The sequence below is a fragment of the Microbacterium hominis genome (assembly GCF_013282805.1).
Taxonomy (GTDB): Bacteria; Actinomycetota; Actinomycetes; order Actinomycetales; family Microbacteriaceae; genus Microbacterium; species Microbacterium hominis_B.
In genome coordinates, this window is the sequence record NZ_CP054038.1 from 88,115 (window position 1) to 108,469 (window position 20,355).

The window sequence follows — 20,355 nt, forward strand, 5'->3', positions numbered from 1 at the left end:
AACGTGACGCGCGTCCCGTCGCCCGTCTCACCACTTGCCGAGAAGAGGTGATCTGCCGGAGACAGGCTGGTCTGTTGCCAAGAACAGGTGATCTGCCGGAGACAGGCTGGTCTGGCATCCATCGTCCTGTGTTCGCCAGATCACCTGATCTCGGCCACGAACGGGCGGGTCATCGCGCGGCGAGGTATCAGGCGGGCGGGCAGCGGCTTCCTTATCAAGGGGCGGATCCGACACGAGGAGACGACACCATGCGAGTCCAGGACCACGATCGACGCCGAGGCGCCGTGAGCGCCGCGGCACTGGCGGCGCTGTGGGTCAGCGGGATGCTGCTCGCCGGGTGCGGCGGGACGATCGACCCCCTCACGCTGCCGAGTCCGGCTCCGTCGCCTCCGGCGCCGACGGGCACTCCGACCGCAACACCGTCGCCGACCGCAGGTCCGACGCCGACGCCTCCACCGCCGACGCCTCCGCCGCCGACCGGGGGTGCGGTGCCGAGCCCGGTCGACATTCCGGAGATCAACGTGGTCATCGGCAGCAGCTGGACCGACAGCGTCACCCAGGGGGTCGTCTTCTCGGCGATCTACGACGCGTGCGGCGAACTCGGGCCGGGATGTGTGGATGTCGAGGTCGTGGTCGACCCCGACCCCGAGTTCGAATCCTCCACCGACTGCGCCCTCCTCGAGGTGCGGTCTCCGGATCCCACGTACGACATCGACATCCCGGAGACGCCGCACCGCGACGACCTGGTCACGATCCTGATCAGCGATCCCTGTGACGACCCGACGCCGACTCCGACGGAGGCGCCCGTTCCAACGGAGGAGCCGTCGCCGACTCCGACGGAGGCGCCGACCGAGGCTCCGACCCCGACGCCGTCGGGCTAGGAACCGCCATGTCCCGGCCCCGTCCCGCCGCCGCCACCCGCCTGGCCGGGTCGCGGCGGCGCCCCGCGCACCCGCCCGAGGCCGAGTCGAATGCGCAGCTGATGAAGGCGCTGCGTGGTGTCGCATCCGTCGTCGCCCCGATCACGCTGATCACGGCGCTGATGTTCTACTTCGGCGTGCAGCATGCGTACTGGTACTTCCACTACTTCGGCATCAACTACACCGTGATGGGACTCACGACCCAGGACTACCTCGTGCGCAGCGCCGACGGACTGTTCGTTCCGATCCTGGGTATCACGCTCCTCCTGCTGCTGGGGTTCTGGACGCTTCGGATCCTCGCCGGGCGCCTGACGGCCGAGCGACGGCGGGCGGTCCAGCGCGTGGGAGCCGTCGTGGCCCTCGTGCTGGGTGTGATCGCGTTCGGCGTCGCCGTGCGCGGCATCCTTCGACCCGAGACCTTCGACCAGATGAAGGCCGTCCCGGGCCTGTGTCTCGCCGGCGGGGCTCTGCTGCTGGCGCTCGCCTCGAATCTGCACTGGCGGCTCCGGTCGGCGAGCGGGGCGACGCTGCCCGGCTGGATCGCCGTCGCCGAGTGGGGCGCGCTGTTCGTCGTCGTCGGCATCGGCCTCTTCTGGTCGGTGACGAACTACGCCGGTGTCGTCGGCGAGACGCGGGCATACCGCACGGTGATCGAGGCGCCGGAGGAACCGCACGCGATCGTCTACAGCAAGGAGAAGCTGAGCATCCCGGCCGCCGCGGCGAGCGAGCGCACCTGCGTCGCTGCCGCCGAAGGGGGAGCCGCATACATGTACCGCTACGAGGGCCTCAGGCTGGTCATCGCCACCGACTCCGCGTACTTCCTGCTCCCGGCCGGCTGGCCGACGGGCGGCGCGATCGTGCTCCCGCGCAGCGATCCGGTGCGGGTCGAGTTCGTCAGGCCGGAGTTCGCGCAGGACTTCGACTGCTGATCCACTTGCCGAGATCAGGTGATCTGCCGGAGACAGGCCGCAGCGGCATCCCATCGTCCTGTCCTGCGCGGATCACCTGATCTCGGCAAGCGAGGAGGGCGCGGATCACCTGATCTCGGCACGTGAGGAGGCGCGGATCACCTGATCTCGGCACGTGAGGAGGGCGCAGATCACCTGATCTCGGCAAGCGAGGCTGCGCGGATCACCTGATCTCGGCACGTGAGGAGGCGCGGATCACCTGATCTCGGCACGTGAGGAGGGCGCAGATCACTCCGGCCGCTCCGACCGGTCGTGCCGCTCCGGCCGCTCCGGCCGGTCGTGCTGCACCGGCGGCGGGGTCGCGATCTCGAGCATCACCTTCTTCTCGAGCCCCTCGATCGCGTCGTCGGACAGGGCGATGAGGCCGTTGAGCTCTTCGCGCACGCGACGGTAGGCGATCTGACGCTCCGCGGGTGTCGCCGCCTGGTCCACCGCGACGGTGAGCAGCTGCTTGGCGGTGTCGAGGCGCTTGCGCTCGCCGGCGCTGAACTCGGAGTCGCGGATGCGGCGCGCATCCCGCTCCGCGAGGTCGAAGGCCACGTCGAAGTCGGTGACGGCCGCGCGGTAGGCCGCGAGCTGCTCCGGCGCGAGCTTCGCCTTGGGCGACGCCGGCCGCAGGCCGTCGGCCACGCGCTTCGCCCGCAGGAAGGCCGCGGTCAGCGGCTGGCGCCCGTCGCTCATGGCCGGGAAGGCGATCACCTTCGCCACGTCGAGCTCGTACTCCAGCCAGCGGGCCGCGATGTCATCGTGCGTCGCCATCAGCTTCTGCAGCTCGGCCTGCACCGCGTCGGGGGCCGGCTTGGCGGCATCCATCGCCTTCGCGGCGCTGGATGTCGCGGTGGCTCCCGTGATCGTCGGGAGGGATGCCGCGGGCACGGGCTTGCCGCGCGCCGCAGCCTGAGCCGCCTTCAGCTCAGCCTTGGCGTGCATCACCTCGAGACGCTGCTTGTGGCGTCGGCGGGCGCCGCGCTCCCAGGCGTTGCCGGCCGCAGCCAGCAGCCCGAAGGCCGGAAACGCCAGCCACCAGTAGCTTCCGAGGAAGTCGAAGAACGGCTCCACCCGTTCATGCTAACCAGGCTCGCCCCGTCGGGGAGCGGTCGCGTCAGGTTGTGCGCCCGTCGTGGCTGCGCGAAGGCACCGGCCACACGGGATTCGGCCCTCTGCTCGGCGTCTGTCGCGGGGGTCGGGGCGCGGGCTCGGGCGTCGGGGGTGGCGCCGCGGAGGCATCCTGCCGCTTCGTCGACTCACCGGTGCGGGCCGCCATAGCCGCCGCTGCGGTCTCGGCGGCGCGGGTCAGGGCGTCGGTCGAACGGGCGAGCACTTCCTGGGCGACGGCGCTCCAGTCCACCGCCGGCGTCTGCGGCCGCGGGTCGGACGGACCGGCCGCGCCCACGGGCACGGTGCCCTCGGCGCGCGCCTGCCGCCACGCCTCCGCCTCGGCGGTGTGGAACGCGTGCTCCAGGCGCGAGACGGCGGCCCGGTAGGCGGCGAACTCGGCGGGGGTCATGCGAAGGCGAGTGGATGCCGGGCGCAGCCGCGCGGCCTCGGCATGCGCGGCGGCGAGGGCGGCGGTCGCGGGCTGACGCCCGTCGCTCATGGCGGAGAAGGCGATGCGGCGCGCGGGATCGGTCTCGTACTCGAGCCAGCGCGCGGTGACCGCATCGTGGGCAGCCACGGTGCGGGCCAGCGGCAGCTGCGTCGGGTCGGTGGTCGCGGGCACGGCGGCGCGGGCGGCCGTGACATGGGTGCGCTGCACGCGCACGCTCGCGGTCGCGGCCTTCACCTCGCGCTGCGCGGCGGAGAGGTCCTGCCGTGCGGAGGCCACCTGATCGGGGGTCGCGCGGGCGGCGGCGCGTTCGGCCTGCAGCCGTGCGAGCTCGGCGCGCGCGACCTTCGCCGACATGCGCGCGCCGGCAGCACGCGCGCGCGCGTCGTGGAGTTCGAGGCGGGCGGCGTCGTATTCGAGGCGCCGCGCATCGAGGCCGCGCTGGTAGCGCAGCCCGAAGAAGCCGAGCGTGCCCGCGCCCGCCGCAACGGGCCCGACCCACCAGAACTCGGCGATCATCGCCCAGAGCGGATCCACGAGCCCCATGCTAGTCCGGTCGTTCGCCGACCGGGCTGGGGATCAGCCGAACAGCAGCGCGAAGACGGTGGCGCCCCCGCCGACGAGGATGAGCGCCACGATGACCACCCAGGCCACGACCTTCACGCGGCGCTGCCGGGTGTCGTTGAAGCCGCGGTACTCGTCGTCGTCGGTTGTCATGCGATCCAGTCTAGGTGCGGCGTGTCGTCGGAGCGGTCGCCCTCCGAAGGCGCTCAGGCGACGGGCTCTGCCACGATCGGGCCGAACGCAGCGGGAAGGGTCGCCTGCGACAGCTCGCGCAGCTCGGCGAGCGGCACCGTGAACAGGCCCTGCACCTCGAGAGCGGCCGGGTCGCCGTCGGCGGCGGTGTCGGTCACGCCGATGCGCAGCACCGGGTAGCCGCGTCCCTCGCACAGACCGCGGAACTTCACGTCGTCCTCACGGGGCACCGACACGATCACGCGGCCGGTCGACTCCGAGAACAGTGCGGATGCGGCATCCACCCCATCGCGTTCCATGATCTCGTCGAGCCACACGCGGGCGCCTACGCCGAAGCGCATCGAGCTCTCGGCGAGGGCCTGCGCGAGGCCGCCCGACGACAGGTCGTGGGCGCTGGAGACGAGCGACTGCAGCGACGCGGCGTGGATGAGGTCGGCGAGCTTCTTCTCGCCGGCGAGGTCGACGGCCGGCGGGCGTCCGCCCAGGTGGCCGTGGATCGTGCCGGCCCACTGGGAGCCCGAGAGCTCCGTCGACGTGACGCCGAGGAGGTAGATGTTCTCGCCGGCGTCCTGCCATCCCGAGGGGATGCGGCGGGCGACGTCGTCGATGATGCCCATGACGCCCACGACCGGGGTCGGGAAGATCGGCTGGTCGCCGGTCTGGTTGTAGAACGACACGTTGCCGCCGGTGACCGGGATGCCGAGTTCGAGGCATCCATCGGCGAGGCCCTCCACGGCCCGCGAGAACTGCCACATGACCTCGGGGTTCTCGGGGGAGCCGAAGTTCAGGCAGTCCGTGACGGCGGCGGGGGAGGCGCCGGTGACAGCGACGTTGCGGAACGCCTCGGCGAGGGCGAGCTTGGCGCCCTCGTACGGGTCGAGCTGGCAGAAGCGGCCGTTGCAGTCGGTGGCGATCGCGAAGCCGAGGCCGGAATCCTCGTCGACGCGGATCATGCCGGCGTCGTCGGGGAAGCTGAGGGCCGTGTTGCCCATGACGTAGTAGTCGTATTGGTTGGTCACCCACGACGTGTCGGCGAGGTTCGGGCTCGCGACCAGCTGCGTGAACTGGCGGCGCAGGGTCTCCCCGTCGACCGGCCGCGGGAGGGCGGCCGCGGAGTCGAGCTGCAGCGCGTCGATCCAGGTCGGGTAGGCGACCGGACGCTCGTAGACGGGGCCGTCGACGGCGACCGTCGACGGGTCGACGTTCACGATCTCCTCGCCGTGCCAGAAGATCTGCAGGCGGCCGTCTCCGGTGACCTCGCCGAGCACGCTGGTCTCGACGTCCCACTTGGCGACGACCTCGAGGAACGCATCCAGCTTCTCGGGGGCCACGATCGCCATCATGCGCTCCTGGCTCTCGCTCATGAGGATCTCCTCGGGCGTGAGGGTGGGGTCGCGCAGCAGCACGTTCTCGAGGTCGACGCGCATGCCCGAGCCGCCGTTGGCGGCCAGCTCGCTCGTCGCGCACGAGATGCCGGCGGCGCCGAGGTCCTGGATCGCCTCGACGAGCTCGCCCTGGTACAGCTCGAGGCAGCACTCGATGAGCACCTTCTCGGCGAAGGGGTCTCCCACCTGCACGGCGGGGCGCTTGGTGGGACCGCCGTCGGCGAAGGTGTCGGAGGCGAGGATGGATGCTCCGCCGATGCCGTCGCCGCCGGTGCGGGCGCCGAACAGCACGACCTTGTTGCCCGCGCCCGACGCGTTGGCGAGCTTGAGGTCTTCGTGGCGGAGCACGCCGACCGCGAGGGCGTTGACGAGCGGGTTGCCCTGGTAGACGGCGTCGAACACCGTCTCGCCGCCGATGTTCGGCAGACCCAGGCAGTTGCCGTAGAACGAGATGCCGCTGACCACGCCGTGCACGACGCGCGCGGTGTCGGGGTTGTCGATGGCGCCGAAGCGCAGCTGGTCCATGACGGCGACCGGGCGCGCACCCATCGAGATGATGTCGCGCACGATGCCGCCGACGCCGGTCGCAGCACCCTGGAACGGCTCGATGTAGCTCGGGTGGTTGTGCGACTCGACCTTGAAGGTCACCGCCCAGCCCTCGCCGATGTCGACGACGCCGGCGTTCTGGCCCATGCCGACCATGAGGCGCTCGCGCATCTCGTCGCTGACCTTCTGGCCGAACTGGCGCAGGTAGATCTTGCTCGACTTGTAGGAGCAGTGCTCGCTCCACATGACCGAGTACATCGCCAGCTCGCCCGAGGTGGGGCGGCGGCCGAGGATCGTCTTGATCTGCTCGTACTCGTCGGTCTTGAGTCCGAGCGCCGCGTACGGCTGCTCCTTCTCGGGGGTCGCGATCGCGTTGTCGACGGTGTCGGCCGAGGGGCGCGATACGGCGGTGGTCTCAGAGGGAGTGGTCATGGCGGCTGAGCTCCAGAAATTCGAGGGCGCCGGACCCGTCAAGTCTAGTTCGCGGCATGCCCGCCGATGACACCGTTCACAGAGTGGATGCCGCGGGCGCGGCATCCACTCACACATAGGATCGACGCGTGGAGTTCTCCCTCGAATTCACCCCGGATCTCGTCGCCGTCTTCGTGACGCTCTTCGTGCTCGAGGTCGTGCTGGGCGTCGACAACGTCATCTTCATCTCGATCCTCGCTTCCAAGCTCCCCAAGGAGCAGCAGGCGAAGGCCCGCAACCTCGGACTCACGCTCGCGATGCTCATGCGCGTCGTGCTCGTGCTGTTCGCCGGCTGGATCATCACGCTGAAGGAGGACGTGTTCTTCATCGGCGAGATGGGCTTCTCGTGGAAGGACCTCATTCTCATCGCGGGTGGTCTGTTCCTCGTCTACAAGGCCGTCACCGAGATCCACCACAAGCTCGAGGGGCACGAGGAGGAGTCCGCCGGTTCGAAGCGGGCCACCGTCACGTTCGGATCGGTGCTGCTGCAGATCCTGCTGCTGGACCTCGTGTTCTCGCTCGACTCGGTGATCACCGCCGTCGGCATGACCGAGAACCTCCTCGTCATCATCACGGTCGTCGTGCTGTCGTTCGGCATCATGCTGTTCGCGTCCCGCTTCATCTTCGCGTTCGTCAACAAGCACCCGACGGTGAAGATGCTCGCGCTGTCGTTCCTGCTGCTGATCGGCGTGTTCCTCGTGGCCGAGGGCTTCGAGGTGAAGATCGACAAGGCGTTCATCTACGGTCCGATGGCGTTCGCGATCTTCGTCGAGGCGCTGAACCTGGCCTACGCGGCGCGCAAGGCCGCGCGTGAGAAGAAGAGGCAGACCGCTGTTCAGCTGCGCCCGCAGTACCCGGACGTCGACGAGTCGGTCGCGGTCGCCGCGGCCCTGTCGAAGGACCCGGCCTCGGGTTCGGTGGGCCTGTCCCGCAAGCCCGTGTCAGGGGATGTCGCCGGTGCCGCGGAGGAGCGCCAGGGCCTGGGCTGATCAGCCGGGGTGCCCGGGTCAGGACGACACGGGAGTGTCTCGCTTCGCCGGCACCGTGATGGATGCCACTTCTTCGAGACGCGGATGGAGTTCGTCGCCGTGCTCGACCACGCCGGTGTGCCACGTCATCGTGAGGCCCTCGGGTTCCTCCTGAAGCAGTGCGACGTTGTTGTCGAACCACGGACCCTTCACCGTCCTCCAGCGGAAGGGCGGGTCGGGCACCTTGGCGGAATGCGCGGCGGCGGCGCCCAGCGGCGTCGCCGCGCCGTACGACATCACCACGGAGAACCAGCGCAGGAAGCGGGGCAGGGGGTTGCGCATGGGGGAGCACACCGCCTGCACGATGCGGCTGCCGCTGTCGCGCTCGACCTCGGCCAGGTACGAGTAGTGCACGTCGCCGGACAGGAATGTCACCGTCTGCGGGGCCGGCCCGCGCTCGCCGTCTGCGAGCTCCGTCGCGATCGCGGCAACCGCTTGGAAGCTGTTCTGGAACGCGGCCCAATGTTCGAGGTCGACGGCCTGCCGCAGCCGTTCCCCCACCCACGCGGCCGGCCGCCCCCACGCCCCCTGTGCGATCGCCTCATCCCAGGCCTCGACGTGGTGCAAACCCAGCGGCAGCAGGAACGGGAGCGAGGTGGCGACCAGGACGTGGCGGAATCCGCCCTGCATCCGGTCATCGAACCACTGCAGCTCGTGATCGTTCAGCAACCCCCGCGACGACGGGGTGAGATCTCTCGCGACGCGTGAATCCACGACGATCAGACGCGTCTCATCGAGGTCTCGGGAGAAGCTCCAGCGATAGCTCTCGGGATCCCTGTCGCAGCGGCTGGCGAACTCGTCGAGCGAGGCGCTGAGATCGGGGGAGGCGGCGGCGTCCTGCCGACTGACACGCTGCCACATCTCGTCGGCGGCGCGTTCGCGGGGCGAGAGGTTGCCGAGATGCTGGTACACCCAGTACGAGGCCAGGCCGGCGACCACGCGTTCGTGCCACCAGGAGGTGGCCTCCATCTTCTTCTTCCAATCGAGCGACGCGTTCCAGTCGTCGCGGATGTCATGGTCATCGAAGATCATGGCGCTCGGCACCGTGGAGAGCAGCCACCGATTCGCGTCGTCGGACCACGCCAGCTGATACAGGTGGGCGTACTCTTCGAAGTCCTTGAGCTCCTTGCCCGGTTCCTCATGGATGTCGCGGCGGCTGCGGATGAACTCCTGCATCTCCTTCGTGGTCACGTCGGCGTACACCTGGTCGCCGAGGAAGAGCAGCAGATCCGGGCGGGTCTCACGGTGTTCGGCGAGCGCGAGGGCGAAGGCGCGCAACGAGTCGACGCCATGTGTTCGGTTGCCCGACCGGTCGTGGGCGACGCTGGTGCGACACGACCCATAGGCGATTCGCTGCCGTTGCCCGGGCGTGCGTGTGGCGATCACCGAGGCGGGAAACTGGGAGCCCTGCTCGGGCCACACCGGGACTCCGTCGACCTCGACCTCGTACGGGGAGACGCTGCCCGGCTCAAGCTGGTCGACCTCGACGAGGGCGTAATGGTGCCCGTGCACAGTGAAGGTGCGGGCCTGCCAGGATCGTCCCTCGACTCGGACGTTCACCAGGCAGTCGGCTCGTGTCTCCAACCAGATGGCGGCCGACGTCTCATCGACGTAGCGCAGCATCGGCCCCAACAGCAGCGGGGATCCCATGAACCCGTTGTACCGCGAACGGCACCACAGCGGCCAGAGGTGCTCGCGGTGAAGTGGGGTTCACGCCAGGCGGGTCACCGATCTCACGTGATCGGGCATGGAGCGGCGCACATTCGCGAGGGGATGAGCGCGCGTCGTCGCCGGGGTGATCAGTGGAGCCCGTCGCCGTCGGCATCCGGCCGGCGGAGTGTCGGCTCGGCCGCCCGCTGGGCATGCCCTGAGCGTGCATGTCAGCGCGCCGGTCATTCGCACTCGCGTCGTCTCGCACGCGCCGGGGATTGATTCGGGGTACTGGAGTCGGGGAATGTGCGCGAAGCGCGACCGGATCTTCGGCAACCTGTCAGTAGTGGTCTCGCGCCTGGAGGATCACGATGTGGTCATCGGTCACGTAATAGACGAGTCGGTTCTTTTCGTCGATGCGTCGAGACCATGCCCCGGACAGGACGTGGCGGAGCGGTTCGGGTTTGCCGATGCCTTCGAACGGATCACGAACAACGTCCGCGATCAGCATGTTGATTCGCTTGAGGGTCTTGCGATCCTGCGTCTGCCAGTAGACGTAGTCCTCCCACCCGTGCGGGTCGAAGGCGAGCGCGCGGGTCACGCGTCGAGGAGGTCGTGCTGCTCGAACTCTCCGCGACGTGCGCGCTCGACGGCCTCCAGCAGCCGCTCCGCGTTCGCGGGGTTGCGCAGGAGGTAGGCCGTCTCGGTCAGTGCGTCGAAGTCGTCCTTGGACATGATCACGGCGTTGCCGCGGCGGGAGACGACTTCAACGGTCGTGTGGTCCTCATTGACCTGCTGAATGAGTCCGAACAGGCTCTTTCGCGCTTCGGTCGCGGTGATAGCGGACATGGATGCTCCCCCTCGGCTGAGTAGTACGTAAAACGGTACCACTCTGGCGTACGGTAGCCGACCGACCATCGGGCGGGCAGACTCTCGCCGCGATGAATGTCGGAAGTTACTGATAGTTCTGAGCGCGACGTCATGACGAGGGGGAACCATGATCGACATCGATCCGATCCGGGACGCGATGTGGCAGGCGCGCTGGGATGGCTTGGTCGTGCTCGGGCAAGCGATTTGGGTAGCTGCGCTCGCACACTGGTGGTTCGCACCACTTATGCTTCTCGCCCTCATGACAACTGGGCGAAAGCGGCTCCTCCGCTTGGCACACGGGGTCGGAACCGCATTCCTGCGAGCGAACACAGACTGATCACCTGCCGACCGGCTTGCGGTCAGGGGGAGATCATGAGACCTACCGGCTCGGCGTCAGACACACGAGCCTGGCGTGGCGTCCTGCGCCCGTCAGCGCGTAAGCGCCGAGTCACGCCCACGCCGCCTTCGCGGCGGTGGCGCTCTGCGTCGGCGAGCCGCGACGGCTGGCGCGGACGATGGACCCGCTCGTGTCCCAGCCGTGTGGCAGCGGGGGTACGATGCATGCCCCAATAGCATTGGGGAATGTCATATCCGTTCGAGGACCTCCACGAGGACCAGTTCGAACGCCTCGTCGTCGAGTGCGCACGCTACCTCTTCGGCGCCGGAGTTCAGGAGTTCGCGAAGGGTCCGGACGGCGGGCGGGATGCGCGCTTTCACGGCGTCGCTGAGCGGTTCCCAAGCACTGCCGGCCCATGGGGTGGCATCACCGTGATACAGGCGAAGCACACGAACGCACTCAATGCTCACTTTGCCGAGGGCGCATTCAGCGGCGCCAAGAAGAGTTCCGTGCTGTCGGAAGAGATCTCGAGGATCAAGGCGCTCGTGGACGCGAACGAGTGCGACAACTACTTGTTGGTGTCCAATCGCAGGCTTGGAGGAAGGACCGCGCCGCTGATCACGCGACGAATCTCCAGCGACGCGGGCCTCGCAATGGATCGGGTGAGCCTGATGGGCGTCGAGCGGTTGTCGTCCCTGCTGCGCGAAAGAGCCGACCTGATCAAGCTCGCAGGAATCACCTTCCCCGGTGGATCACTCTTGGTTTCGAGCTACGAGATTGCCGAGATCATCCTGGCGGTGGGCGCCGGCCTCGCGGACGACGAGGTCGCCGAGGAGCTCGCTGTGACGTCGCGCGTCTCCTACGCTGAAAAGAACCGTTCGAACCGGGTGGGCGTCGACTTTGCCAAGGAGCTGAGCGATCGGTACTTGTCCTACACCCCCGCGATTGACGCCTTCCTCGCGGATCCGATGAACGCGGACGTTAAGGATCTGTATGACGCCGCGGTGGAGGACTTCCAGCTGAAGATCTTGGCTGCCTACGACGAGCACAAGTCCTTCGAGCGCATCTTTAATCTCCTCGTCGATGCGCTTGCGAGACGCGATGGTGTGCTTGCGAGCAACAAGAAGAGTCTTCGCGCCCTGCTCTTCTATATGTACTGGCATTGCGACATTGGACGCGTGGCCCATGCTGGTCCCTAGCAAGCACTCCCACCCCGACCACACAGTCCTCGCGGCGGCCGGAGCCGCCCTGAAGCTTCTGCGTCGCACGCGCGTGGCAACGTACGACGAGGTGCATAACGCCGTGCAGGCAAGCACGAGTCGAGCGGACTACCTCCTGGTGCCGGCAGTTGACCTTCTGTACCTCGTTGGCTTGATTCGGTATCTACCGAAGGCTGACGCTTTCGAACTTACGGAAAGACAATGAAGATCACTCGTCTCTACTCGAACAAGCCGGAGATCTTCCAGCCGATCGAGTTCAATCACGGGCTCTCTGCTGTGGTGGCCGAGATCCACGCGCCTGATGTGCGTGATATTGACACGCACAATCTCGGGAAGACGAAGCTCGGCGAACTCATCGACTTCTGCCTTCTGAAGCAGAAGTCGAAGGACCAATTCCTGTTCGCAGTGCCCGCGTTCGACTCGTTCGTATTCTTCATCGAACTCGAGCTCGCTGAAGGCGGGTTCGTGACTGTTGCGCGGCCCGTCAACCCGGGCTCTCGCATTTCCATCGTTCGTAGCGAATCGTCGATCACCGACGCTCAGCTTGTACCTGCTGAGGATTGGGACCAGCATGGGCTTGCCTTCGAGCGTGCGCGCAAGATGCTCGACGGGATTCTGGGTTGGGGCGCACTATCGCCGTGGGAGTTCCGGAAGCTGGTCGGGTACCTGATCCGAACCCAGCAGGACTACCAGGACGTGTTTCAGCTGGGCAAGTTCTCGGGCAAGCACCAGGATTGGAAGCCATTCGTGGCTCACCTACTTGGACTAGGGTCGGCCGACGTCCGGGCGCTCTACGATCAACGCGAGGTAGTCGAGCAACTCAAGGGCAAGCTGGAGACCTTGGTGGCCGAGTGGGGCGGACACGACGACTCAGCATCTCTAGACGGGCTCATTGCGCTCAAGAAGGAGGCCCTGGTCTCGCGCTCAGCCGCCCTCGAGACCTTCGACTTCCACGAGGAAGATGCCAGGGTTTCCGAATCCCTCGTGGACGAGATCGAGCTGAAGATCCTGCGTGCCAATGAGGAGCGTTACGAGCTTCAGCAACTGCTGGCGAGGATCAGCTCGTCACTCGCAGAACGGACGATAACTGTCAAGCCAAAGCAGGTCGAGGCCCTGTTCGCAGAGGCGGGCGTGGTTCTCGGCGAACAACTGGTGCGCTCATTCGACGAGCTGGTCGCATTCAACCGCGCCATTACAGCTGAGCGGCGGGAGGCGCTTCAGGATCAAGCAGCGCGCGCTGCCGAGAGGTTTGACGCGCTGGAGGCCGAGCTCTCCGACCTAAACTCACGCCGCTCCCGGGCGCTGGCGTTCCTGCATGAGTCAGCCTCGCTCGAAAAGTACAAGGAGCTGAGTTCGGAGGTCTCGAAGCTATCGTCTGAACTGGCTGTTCTTGAGGCGCGGCGCGAGTCGGCGGCGCGGCTTATCAACGTGCGCCGGGAGCATCGGGAAGCGACCGAGGAGCTTGGTCGCCTGGAGAGCGAGGTCGAGGCCAACCTCTTGGAAGTGAGCGGCGACTCCTCGAGCCGATTCGCGAGGTTGAGATCCTACTTCAATGAGGTTGTCTCTCACGTGACGGGCCAGAGCGCAATTCTCGCGGCGAGGATGAATGCGTCCGGCGGTCTCGACTTCTCCGCAGAGTTTGTCGGGGAGTCGGGTATCGCGACGAGTGGAGACCAGGGAACGACCTACAAGAAGCTGCTGTGCATCGCGTTCGATCTGGCGATGCTGCGTTCATTCATCGATGTCCCCTTCGCGCGATTCGTCTACCACGACGGCGCACTCGAGCAGCTGGAGCCGCGAAAGCGCGAGAAGCTCCTCGAGGTGTTCCGGCAGTACGCCCAGTATGGAGTCCAGATCGTGTTCTCCGCTCTTGATAGCGACTTCCCTGGGCCGGTCAGCGATTCGCTCACCCCCAACGACATCGTCATAGCGCTGCATGACGATGGCGACGATGGCCGATTGTTCAAGATGCCCGCATGGTGAGCCGATACTTGCCCATCATTGAGCGGCGCTCGATCGTGCACGCGCGGAGTTGTTCTCAAGTATCCACTTGGGTCGGGTTATGGATGCCCGTCCAACAACGTCCGCACGAGCCCCACGAGCTCGCTTTCCCCCGTCGCCATAGCCGCGCCCGTCAGAATCGTGCCGAGCATGACAAGAATGACGAGGAGTCGCGCCGTGCTGCCCCAGCCCGATTGGACCGCGTCGGCGATCGTTGACCACATTCCGACCTTGATCTGCGTATCCGGTCGCGGTGCTTTGCTTGTTCCCACCTGCGGTCACCTCCTTCGCCCCTGGGTGGATTCTCGATGACCAAGTAACGCACACGCCGAGCGCTTCCGGGGATATGATCGATTTGCGCCTTAACCGGCCAGGACAATCAAGAAAGTCTGAGACAGTAAGAGAGATTCTGGCTGGTTGAAACGTCCAGCCTGAAGCGTCACAGATTGGACCAAGATTGTGCCTATCACGGTCGAATTCTCGCGTGCTCCCACCGCGAAGGAGTCCACGAAGCTCAACGCGCGGCTGCATCGACTGAGCCGGCCAGAACAGCTTCCGCGTATCGAGCGGGTATACGAGTCGATGGGTGCGGAGCTGCCCGCAGAGGGGCTCACGATTCGTCCCGGCTTCTCCTTCCGCGATGAGGGCATCGATCAGGATGCGTCAGATCGAAGCGCTCCGCCCCGCGAGCTGCGCCCGCCTGCTACTCGGCTCATGAGCAGTCGCGGCGCGGCACTCCGATTCGAGTTGACGCTGCTCGCGCTTGTTCAGACCAGACGCAAGCCGGGTGCCAGGGCGAAGCTCGTCGAGTTCGGATTCGAGGTGCGAGGCAGTTCCCGTTCTCGTGGATGGTCAGACCTGCTCGCCTCTGACGCGTCCGACAGCAATCGCGACGGAGTGCTCATGACCGCGCGCGATAAGCGCGCTCGCAGCGTTCGGAGCGCGCTCCTCGCGCTCTCGGATGCGGGATTGGTTGACTTCGCGGACGGGCCAGGTAGGCGCGACCGCTACGAGCGGTTCGTCCTCCTCGATGAGCGAGGGGTCGAAGCACTCGGAGAAGCCGACGAGTACCGAGTCCCCACCAAGGCCGAGCCGACCTTTGCCCTGCCCAGTGGATTCGTCACGAACGGATGGCTCCAGGTGCTCGAAGACTCGGAGATCGCGATCCTCTTGATGATGGCGTGCGCACGCGATGCATGGTGGGAGAACGGCGCCCTTGTGGTGCCTCCGGACGTTCGGTTGCGGAACTACGGGATTCATCGCGATGTCTACTCGTCGGCCCGCAAGACGCTCGACTGGTTTGGGCTGCTTGAGGTTCGCGAGGTCGGGAGGCACGCGGATGGGCGTGCTGAGAACGGCGAGCAACACACTCACCGACTTCGCCTCCTATCGGGCGGTTTCGATGCACCGGCCGTCACGACCGTGATCGAGGCGCTGAACAGTCAGTTGTCGAGGCGCCGATGATCGGACTTCAGCTCAATTGCTCGAATCGCACGATGTTCGTCACCCGGTTACGTCTGGGCAGCGGGCACTCACCGTACGAGGATCAATGATCGCCGAACGAGCCGGGTGCGCCGATATCGTTTCCGGTATGGGGATGACGCTCGATCAGGGAACCTGGGACGTCGTGGCGCCGTTCGACGCAGATGCCGGAGCTTTCGCCAAGTTGTACCTCGTGACCTCGGCGAATGGCGACGAGGCAGTTGCGAAATGCATGCCCGTCAAGCCAGGAGCTCAGCGCGAACTCCTCTTCAGCGAGTCGATCCAGGCCGCCGGGTACGCGAATGTCATGCCCGTCGTCGACTTCGGTGAGCACGAGGGCTACTACGTGGTCGTCATGCCGCGAGCCGAGATGTCTCTCAAACAGTATGTCGAGCGGCACCCGGCCGGTGTACCGCTAGAAAATTCGTTGGCTGTTCTCGACGACGTTGCGGCGGCGCTCGCGCAAATCAACGACAAGATCGTTCACCGCGATATCAAACCAGCGAACGTCCTCCTGCACGAGGGCAGCTGGAAACTGGCTGACTTCGGGGTCTCTCGCTATGTGGAGGCCGCGACGGCGACGGAGACCCGCCGAGCAAGTTTCACGCATGCGTACGCGGCGCCCGAGCAGTGGAGGCATGAGACCACTTCAGGCCGCACGGATGTCTACTCGTTCGGGGTGATGGCGTACGAGCTCATCGAGCGGCGCCGCCCCTTTCAGGGCCCACAGTTCCGCGAGGAGCATCTTCATGAGATTCCACCGGAGATGGATTCCGGAACCCCGAAGTTGCGCCAGTTGATTCGCGAATGCCTGCTAAAGGATCCTGCGACCAGGCCGGCACCGGATAGCCTCCAGAACCGACTCCGCGCCGCCGAGATCGACATCGCGAAGCATGGCACCGCCAAGCTCGCAGTGCTCAGAGCGCGACGCACCGCGCAGATTTCCGCAGAGCAAGCGCGTGATGCTGCCGAGCGAGACGCGAAGGAGCGACTGGAAAGCATCGTCGAGGACGCGGCGGCTTTACTCAATCCCATTGCGCGGGCCATTAGGGCTGAGCTTGTCGGAGCTGGGCTGGGGATCATGTTCGACACGGTGCTCGGAAACGCAGCACCAATCTTTCGTGCGAAGTACGAACGCGCATTGCTGGAGTTCGATCGCGTCGACCCGGTCGAATCCGCACAACTTCCGTTCACGGTGCACGCCTACGCGAGCATCACCGTCGACGCCGGAACCTCAGCAAACCAATATCGAGGCCTCAGCCACTCACTCTGGTTCTGTGACGCGCAAGAGCAGGGCCGCTTCGCATGGTACGAACTGGCGTTCAGATCTTCCACGGGCGGCCCGGATCGGTCCCGTCTTGAGCCTTTCTCCAGGCCGCCGTGGAGTGTGGAACAGGCCTTTGCGCAAGCCGCTGGCGACATCGAGCTGGCCTGGCCGCCGACCGAACTGGCCCTAGCAGATCCGAACGAGTTTGTTCAGAGATGGATCGGCTGGTTCGCGGACGCCGCCGACGGGAACCTTGCCAGACCGTCCACACCGGCTACCGGGCCGCGCCCCTTTCGCTGATGGCGTCCCCGTCGGAGTAGCGAGCTCTGTATCTCGGGCTCGAGGTCTGACGTCTCCCGGCGGGGTATGTTCGCGATGGCGCGAGGGACGCCAGCCCACAGACGACGCGCGGCTGCGCGAATCTCCCCACTAACGGGCATTGCCCGTATGGGGATCGTGACGGCGTGGTGGTGTTGGTCAGCTTCGCCTGCGCCCGCGCGGGCTCAGGGCCGCAGTCGTCGCTCGCGACCATGGCCCCGCACAGCGCCCACGCGATGAGGATCGGCTGGAGGAACAGCCTGATGAATCGGGCCCGATCAGTGCGCAGCAGCGGCGCCGAGCGTCCGGTTCGCCAATGGTGCACGTTTCCCGGGAACACTGCGACGAAGAACGCCGCCGTCAGCGCCCCGACGGTGCGCCGCTCACGCGGAAGTGCGATCAGCGCCCCGCCGAGCATGATCTCGACAACGCCTGAGGCCACGACGATCGCGTCCTTGTCGAGGCCGGATGCACGAGTGGCCCAGTCCGGGACGGCGATCTGGAAGCCTCGCCTCGCCCAGAACAGGTGCGCAAGCCCCATGTAGAGGAGAAACCCGCCGAGAAGCATCCGAGCGCCAGTCCGCGCGATCAGTCCCACCGTCATCGCGTCAGTCTGACAGGCTTCCTCCGCTTCGGATCGGATCGATCAGCTACACCGACAGCGCGCAGCGGCCCCAGTCGCGTGCACCGCCCGATAGCGGATCGGGAATGTCCGAGGTCGGCGGGACCATCGATACATGGGTAACCCGAACTACCACCTCACCAAACACGAGCGGGCGGAGATGATCCGTGCGCACGCTGGACTCGTCACAGCCCTCGTCGGCAATGATCCCGACGCACTCGATGGTCAACTCAAGTCAATCGTCCGTGAGCAGTCGGAGGCGTCGCAGGGAGATGTGAAGGCCTTCGCCGGAAGAATGGCAAAGCAGGTCGAAGCGGGGGCCATCGTCACGCGACACCTGCTGATGTCCCTCGCACCCCGACTCGAGATGACCGAAGCTGAAGCTCACGAACTCTTCGCGTCCATCTATGCCGACGACTCGATCACCGACCTAATGAGCGAATAGCCGCATCAGCGGCGCTGCGGCAAACCGTGCTCGGCGCGGGCCAGTCTGGGTGAATATTCGCTTCTCTGAGCGCCACGAGTATTGCGGTTGAGCGCCACTTGCTGGCGGGCGCGATCGCGTTGTTGAGTACCACCGGATATTCGGGTTCGGCGCCACGTTCCTAGGCTCCTTCTGCCGTGTGATTGGCCACGCGGCAGAAGGAGTAGTTCGGATGGTACGCAGGATCAAGGCGAAGCTGGTGTTGAGGCTTCGCGCGGAGGGACTCACGGGTCGGCAGATCGCGGCGCAGGGCATGTCTCGGCACTCGGTGACGGCGGTGCTCGACGCCGCCGACCGGGAGGGCATCTGCTGGGACGACGTAGCGGAGCTCGACGAGGCGGACGTGTATGCGCGGCTGTTCCCGGGGCGTGGTGAGCACGAGAGCGTTCATGCGCAGCCGGACTGGGATCGGGTGCATCGGGAGCTCGCCCGGGTCGGGGTGACGTTGAAGCTGCTGCATGGCGAGTACGTCGATGCCTGCCGGGGCAAGGGCGAGACGGCGATGGGCTACGACCGGTTCTGCAAGACCTACCAACGTCACGTCCTCGTGATCGGCGCGGCGTCGCGGGTCGGTCACAAGGCCGGGCAGACGGTCGAGGTCGACTGGTCGGGGAAGACGATGCAGCTCACGGACTCGGTGACCGGGCAGGCGACGAGGGTCTACCTGTTCGTCGCGACGCTGCCGTTCTCCCGCTACTCGTTCGTCGAGCCGACACTGGACATGAAGCAGGACACCTGGCTGCGCGCGAACACGGCGATGTTCGAATGGTTCGGCGGGTCCGTCCCGCGGATCGTCCCGGACAACCTGAAGGCGGGTGTGATCAAGCACCCTGCGGAGGGCGAGGTGGTGCTCAACGACGCGTATGGGAGCTCGCCGCGCACTATTCGGCGGCGGTGCTGCCGGGGCGGGTGAAGAAGCCGAAGGACAAGCCGAGCGTCGAAGGAACTGTCGGGAACGTCGCGACGGTGGTGATCGCCGCGCTCCGCAACCAGCGGTTCGCGACGCTCCCGGAGCTGCGCGCCGCGGTCTACGAGCGTGTCGCCGCTTACAACGCGGAGCCGTTCCAGAAGCGCGCCGGCTCCCGGCTTTCCGTGTTCGAGGGTGAGGAGAAGCCGCTGCTGCGGCCGCTGCCGGCCGTCGCGTTCGAGATCTCGCAGTGGCTCTACGGTCGCAAGGTTCAGAAGAACGGGCATGTGGTGTTCGAGCGGAACTTCTACTCCGTCCCTTACGAGAACATCGGCCGGTCCGTCGACCTGCGCATCACCGACACGACGATCGAGGTGTTCGCCGGGGATCAGCGGCTGACCAGCCATCTCCTCGCCCCGGCCGGGGTGGTCAACGAGTACCGGACGCATGACTCGGATCTGCCCGATGGGCCCCGCTACCAGCAGATGGACCCGGAACGGGCACGGGAGTGGGCCGCTCGGATCGGGGAGAACACCACGGTCATCCTGAACCGGATCTTCGAGTCCGTCCCCGTCGACGAGCAAGGGTTGGGAGCCGCGCTGGCAGTGCTCAGGTTGACTCGCCGCTACTCCGCCACGAGGGTCGAAGCAGCCGCCGGCATCGCACTCGAGTCGAGGGTGAGGTCGCCGCGGTATGCGCATCTGCGGCCGATCCTGGACTCGAACCAGGACCAGACCGGCAGGCGCCAGCCGAGGTTCGAACCGAGTCCTTGGGAGGAACCTGCCGGGTATGTCCGCGGCGCCGACTACTACGCAGGACAGACCCGATGAGCCGGCTCGATGCGGAGACGAAGCGGAAGCTGCGGGAGATGGGTGTCCCCGCCCTCGTCGACGCGTTCGACATCCAAGACGACGCACTGGCGATGGGGTTGGTGTTCGAGGAGCGGATCAAGCTCGCCGTCGACGACGCCCACGCCGCGTTCACCCACTCCAAAGTCGAAGGCCTCATCCGGCGGGCGGGTTTGCGTTACCCGAACGCGGACCTCCGCAGGGTCGACATGCTCGAACAGCGCGGCCTGGACCGCGGGGTGATCGCGCAGCTCGGGACCTGCCAGTTCATCACCCGGCACATGAACGTCGTGTTCCAAGGGTTCACCGGCTCCGGGAAGTCCTACCTCGGGTCCGCGTTGGCGAAGCAGGCCTGTCAGCACCGCTACCGGGCGCACTACATCCGCATGCCCGACCTCGAAGAGACCTGGGCGGCGGCGAAAGACCGCCCGGCGGGGCGGGAGAAGTGGTTGCGGAAGTACTCCACGTTCACGCTCCTCGTGATCGATGAGTGGCTGCTCGACCCGCCCACCGACGACGTCCGGTCCATGCTGCTCGAGCTCCTCGAACGCCGATACGACGCCACCTCGACCGTGTTCTGCACCCAGTACGCGAAGAAGGACTGGCACCAACGCCTCGGCTCAGGGGTCCACGCCGACGCGATCATGGACCGCATCGTCCACAACACCCTCTGGATCGAGACCGGCGACGTCAACATGCGCGAGCACACGGCCGCCGCGGCCAGCTGAA

At 66.5% G+C, this 20,355-nt stretch carries 18 protein-coding genes and 1 pseudogene; 11 read left to right on the forward strand and 8 right to left on the reverse strand.

Annotation, left to right across the window (positions count from 1 at the left end):
- Nucleotides 1-248: 248 nt before the first annotated feature.
- On the forward strand, nucleotides 249-881 hold the full coding sequence (locus HQM25_RS00410; protein ID WP_172988408.1) for a hypothetical protein: 633 nt from the start codon (nucleotides 249-251) through the stop codon (nucleotides 879-881).
- Nucleotides 882-889: 8 nt separating this feature from the next.
- Complete coding sequence (locus HQM25_RS00415; RefSeq protein WP_172988409.1) at nucleotides 890-1,849, forward strand: hypothetical protein; 960 nt, start codon at nucleotides 890-892, stop codon at nucleotides 1,847-1,849.
- Between the two features lie 267 nt (nucleotides 1,850-2,116).
- Here the strand turns inward: HQM25_RS00415 and HQM25_RS00420 are convergent, their stop codons facing one another.
- From HQM25_RS00420 to purL, 4 genes are read right to left on the reverse strand one after another with little or no spacing between them, the layout of a single operon-like run.
- Entirely contained in the window at nucleotides 2,117-2,947 is an 831-nt protein-coding gene (locus HQM25_RS00420) for a hypothetical protein (protein WP_254359454.1), read from the reverse strand.
- A 43-nt stretch (nucleotides 2,948-2,990) separates the two neighbouring features.
- Entirely contained in the window at nucleotides 2,991-3,971 is a 981-nt protein-coding gene (locus HQM25_RS00425; RefSeq protein WP_172988410.1) for a hypothetical protein, read from the reverse strand.
- A gap of 42 nt (nucleotides 3,972-4,013) precedes the next feature.
- Nucleotides 4,014-4,151: a hypothetical protein gene (locus tag HQM25_RS00430; protein ID WP_172988411.1), complete on the reverse strand. Its 138-nt coding sequence runs from the start codon at nucleotides 4,149-4,151 to the stop codon at nucleotides 4,014-4,016.
- A gap of 53 nt (nucleotides 4,152-4,204) precedes the next feature.
- Entirely contained in the window at nucleotides 4,205-6,553 is a 2,349-nt protein-coding gene (gene purL / locus HQM25_RS00435) for a phosphoribosylformylglycinamidine synthase subunit PurL (RefSeq protein ID WP_172988412.1), read from the reverse strand.
- Nucleotides 6,554-6,681: 128 nt separating this feature from the next.
- Between purL and HQM25_RS00440 the strand changes: the two genes are divergently transcribed.
- Complete coding sequence (locus HQM25_RS00440) at nucleotides 6,682-7,581, forward strand: TerC family protein (protein WP_172988413.1); 900 nt, start codon at nucleotides 6,682-6,684, stop codon at nucleotides 7,579-7,581.
- Nucleotides 7,582-7,599: 18 nt separating this feature from the next.
- Here HQM25_RS00440 and HQM25_RS00445 read toward each other — a convergent pair whose 3' ends face one another.
- The 3 genes from HQM25_RS00445 to HQM25_RS00455 form a co-directional block, all read right to left on the reverse strand.
- Nucleotides 7,600-9,270 carry an alkaline phosphatase D family protein gene (locus tag HQM25_RS00445; protein ID WP_172988414.1) on the reverse strand — a complete coding sequence of 557 codons (1,671 nt, stop codon included), beginning with the start codon at nucleotides 9,268-9,270 and terminating at the stop codon, nucleotides 7,600-7,602.
- A gap of 340 nt (nucleotides 9,271-9,610) precedes the next feature.
- On the reverse strand, nucleotides 9,611-9,871 hold the full coding sequence (locus tag HQM25_RS00450) for a Txe/YoeB family addiction module toxin (protein ID WP_172988415.1): 261 nt from the start codon (nucleotides 9,869-9,871) through the stop codon (nucleotides 9,611-9,613).
- Complete coding sequence (locus HQM25_RS00455) at nucleotides 9,868-10,119, reverse strand: type II toxin-antitoxin system Phd/YefM family antitoxin (protein WP_172988416.1); 252 nt, start codon at nucleotides 10,117-10,119, stop codon at nucleotides 9,868-9,870. Before HQM25_RS00455 ends, HQM25_RS00450 begins: the two co-directional genes overlap by 4 nt.
- Before the next feature lie 603 nt (nucleotides 10,120-10,722).
- On the opposite strand from HQM25_RS00455, the gene HQM25_RS00460 reads away from it, so the two are divergent.
- The 5 genes from HQM25_RS00460 (at nucleotide 10,723) to HQM25_RS00475 (ending at nucleotide 16,747) form a co-directional block, all read left to right on the forward strand.
- A complete protein-coding gene (locus tag HQM25_RS00460; protein ID WP_172988417.1) occupies nucleotides 10,723-11,676 on the forward strand; it encodes an ABC-three component system protein in 954 nt (317 codons plus the stop codon).
- Complete coding sequence (locus HQM25_RS17990) at nucleotides 11,663-11,902, forward strand: ABC-three component system middle component 8 (RefSeq protein ID WP_367948285.1); 240 nt, start codon at nucleotides 11,663-11,665, stop codon at nucleotides 11,900-11,902. Before HQM25_RS00460 ends, HQM25_RS17990 begins: the two co-directional genes overlap by 14 nt.
- Nucleotides 11,899-13,680 carry a DUF2326 domain-containing protein gene (locus tag HQM25_RS00465; RefSeq protein ID WP_172988418.1) on the forward strand — a complete coding sequence of 594 codons (1,782 nt, stop codon included), beginning with the start codon at nucleotides 11,899-11,901 and terminating at the stop codon, nucleotides 13,678-13,680. Before HQM25_RS17990 ends, HQM25_RS00465 begins: the two co-directional genes overlap by 4 nt.
- A 477-nt stretch (nucleotides 13,681-14,157) precedes the next feature.
- Nucleotides 14,158-15,162, forward strand: coding sequence for a hypothetical protein (locus HQM25_RS00470; protein ID WP_172988419.1), 1,005 nt, complete (start codon nucleotides 14,158-14,160; stop codon nucleotides 15,160-15,162).
- Between the two features lie 85 nt (nucleotides 15,163-15,247).
- Nucleotides 15,248-16,747, forward strand: coding sequence for a serine/threonine-protein kinase (locus HQM25_RS00475; RefSeq protein ID WP_172988420.1), 1,500 nt, complete (start codon nucleotides 15,248-15,250; stop codon nucleotides 16,745-16,747).
- Here HQM25_RS00475 and HQM25_RS18070 read toward each other — a convergent pair.
- Nucleotides 16,722-17,369, reverse strand: coding sequence for a DoxX family protein (locus HQM25_RS18070; RefSeq protein ID WP_438803613.1), 648 nt, complete (start codon nucleotides 17,367-17,369; stop codon nucleotides 16,722-16,724). The two genes, HQM25_RS00475 and HQM25_RS18070, sit on opposite strands and share 26 nt — an antisense overlap.
- A gap of 133 nt (nucleotides 17,370-17,502) precedes the next feature.
- Between HQM25_RS18070 and HQM25_RS00485 the strand changes: the two genes are divergently transcribed.
- The 3 genes and pseudogenes from HQM25_RS00485 to HQM25_RS00495 all read left to right on the forward strand — a co-directional run bounded on the left by HQM25_RS00485 (nucleotide 17,503) and on the right by HQM25_RS00495 (nucleotide 20,354).
- Complete coding sequence (locus HQM25_RS00485) at nucleotides 17,503-17,832, forward strand: hypothetical protein (protein ID WP_172988421.1); 330 nt, start codon at nucleotides 17,503-17,505, stop codon at nucleotides 17,830-17,832.
- 211 nt (nucleotides 17,833-18,043) lie between these two features.
- Nucleotides 18,044-19,608, forward strand: a pseudogene (gene istA, locus HQM25_RS00490) (IS21 family transposase).
- On the forward strand, nucleotides 19,605-20,354 hold the full coding sequence (locus HQM25_RS00495) for an ATP-binding protein (RefSeq protein ID WP_172988422.1): 750 nt from the start codon (nucleotides 19,605-19,607) through the stop codon (nucleotides 20,352-20,354). The pseudogene istA and the gene HQM25_RS00495 overlap by 4 nt, the downstream one beginning before the upstream one ends.
- Nucleotide 20,355 lies beyond the last annotated feature (1 nt).

Coding starts and splice junctions, on each gene's coding strand:
- HQM25_RS00410 (WP_172988408.1), top strand. CDS start 249: ATGCGAGTCCAGGACCACGATCGACGCCGAGGCGCCGTGAGCGCCGCG.
- HQM25_RS00415 (WP_172988409.1), top strand. CDS start 890: ATGTCCCGGCCCCGTCCCGCCGCCGCCACCCGCCTGGCCGGGTCGCGG.
- HQM25_RS00430 (WP_172988411.1), bottom strand. CDS start 4,151: ATGACAACCGACGACGACGAGTACCGCGGCTTCAACGACACCCGGCAG.
- purL (WP_172988412.1), bottom strand. CDS start 6,553: ATGACCACTCCCTCTGAGACCACCGCCGTATCGCGCCCCTCGGCCGAC.
- HQM25_RS00445 (WP_172988414.1), bottom strand. CDS start 9,270: ATGGGATCCCCGCTGCTGTTGGGGCCGATGCTGCGCTACGTCGATGAG.
- HQM25_RS00455 (WP_172988416.1), bottom strand. CDS start 10,119: ATGTCCGCTATCACCGCGACCGAAGCGCGAAAGAGCCTGTTCGGACTC.
- HQM25_RS00460 (WP_172988417.1), top strand. CDS start 10,723: ATGTCATATCCGTTCGAGGACCTCCACGAGGACCAGTTCGAACGCCTC.
- HQM25_RS17990 (WP_367948285.1), top strand. CDS start 11,663: ATGCTGGTCCCTAGCAAGCACTCCCACCCCGACCACACAGTCCTCGCG.
- HQM25_RS00465 (WP_172988418.1), top strand. CDS start 11,899: ATGAAGATCACTCGTCTCTACTCGAACAAGCCGGAGATCTTCCAGCCG.
- HQM25_RS00475 (WP_172988420.1), top strand. CDS start 15,248: ATGATCGCCGAACGAGCCGGGTGCGCCGATATCGTTTCCGGTATGGGG.
- HQM25_RS18070 (WP_438803613.1), bottom strand. CDS start 17,369: ATGACGGTGGGACTGATCGCGCGGACTGGCGCTCGGATGCTTCTCGGC.
- HQM25_RS00485 (WP_172988421.1), top strand. CDS start 17,503: ATGGGTAACCCGAACTACCACCTCACCAAACACGAGCGGGCGGAGATG.
- HQM25_RS00495 (WP_172988422.1), top strand. CDS start 19,605: ATGAGCCGGCTCGATGCGGAGACGAAGCGGAAGCTGCGGGAGATGGGT.